Raw genomic sequence first — 1,260 nt, forward strand, 5'->3', positions numbered from 1 at the left:
AATGACACCAGCTTTGGCAAGATGGGCCAAAAGTGCCCTTGAACCGTTGTTCGGTGCTTTTGTAAGGCATCCAAGATTAGCGCTGCCAATCTAAGGCGGACCAAAAAAAGCCCCGTAAAGAGGCTTGTACGGATCCATTTTTTCACGGATTAATATCTTGTGCAACGGTTACCGTTGTTGTGCTTTCGTTATTCTTATTCGATAGCTTGGATTTCATTATTCAGAAAATTCAATTGCTTCTCGATACTGTTTGCTACCCTAATTGCACGAGAAAGGACTTGTTTGTTTTCCGATTCAATTGCTTTCAAAACCTTTGCAAATGATTCATCTTCCAACATCTTTCCATAATCTTCTACAGATATGTTTGCTTGCCAATAATATGTGTTGTCTAAATCAAATTCAAAACTGAAATATTCTAATAATTTTGGTTCGCTGATGTTTATATGAAACATAAACCTTTCCTCTTCATATCGACTATAGTAGGTGTATAGATTTTCGTAATGAGTAGATATAGAATTCCTTAAACTATCATTTGAGATTATGGATATTCCTTTAGAAACCAGTAAGTCATATCCGCTTTTGTTTGGTTGGTAATGTGGCATAACTCTTAATAAACTGGCATTATCGGAAAAATCCTCAGTAAGTTGAATTTTAGTATTGATTGCATTTTTTAAATTAACACAAGCTGTATCCATTATTTGCATAAGTGAAATATCTCCTTGCATTTGGATTAGGTCATCGTTCAAATTACTTTTAATTTCTTTTAGTATGGTTAGTTCAAGTTCTTTGATTTCACTTTCTTTATTCCATTGACCGATTTGTAACGCAATCAAAATCCCAATTACAACAAGAACAATTTCTCCAATAGCATAAAGTAGATACTTACTGAATTTGTTTTCTTTCAGCATTTTTTGGCGAATTTTTCTAAAGAATTTTATCATTGGTTAGCGGTTGGTTATAATGAAGCACAACGTATTTGTGTATGATTAGTTGCGTGGTTTAAGCAACTAATTTAGCAAATAAAAACCGAATAGAAAATCCGCGAGGATTTTCGTAAGTAGGCGAGTACTAGCAATGAATTATACACGTTGTGCCTGTTGCACAAGTTATAAAAAAAGGGGCATTTCGATCTTGCCGATCCGTAAAAGGATCGTAACTTTAGGTATGCAGGGTAAAAAGGATTATCAAGAGAAGCTTTTCAATAATTTCCAATTAAGTGACCGGGTACCGCAGACGAATTTCTACCGTCGTTTAAAAGGC

General features: G+C 34.7%; 1 protein-coding gene. It reads right to left on the reverse strand.

Features of this window, described 5'->3' with window-relative positions; all coding sequences use genetic code 11:
• Nucleotides 1–194: 194 nt before the first annotated feature.
• Nucleotides 195–941 carry a DUF6090 family protein gene (locus BFP75_RS09445; protein ID WP_123803373.1) on the reverse strand — a complete coding sequence of 249 codons (747 nt, stop codon included), beginning with the start codon at nt 939–941 and terminating at the stop codon, nt 195–197.
• Between the last annotated feature and the right edge of the window lie 319 nt (nt 942–1,260).

Source organism: Maribacter sp. 4G9 (assembly GCF_002742265.1).
Lineage (GTDB): Bacteria > Bacteroidota > Bacteroidia > Flavobacteriales > Flavobacteriaceae > Maribacter.

What these genes read in the sequence shown, in the direction of transcription:
- BFP75_RS09445 (WP_123803373.1), bottom strand. Translation starts at nt 941, where the DNA reads ATGATAAAATTCTTTAGAAAAATTCGCCAAAAAATGCTGAAAGAAAAC.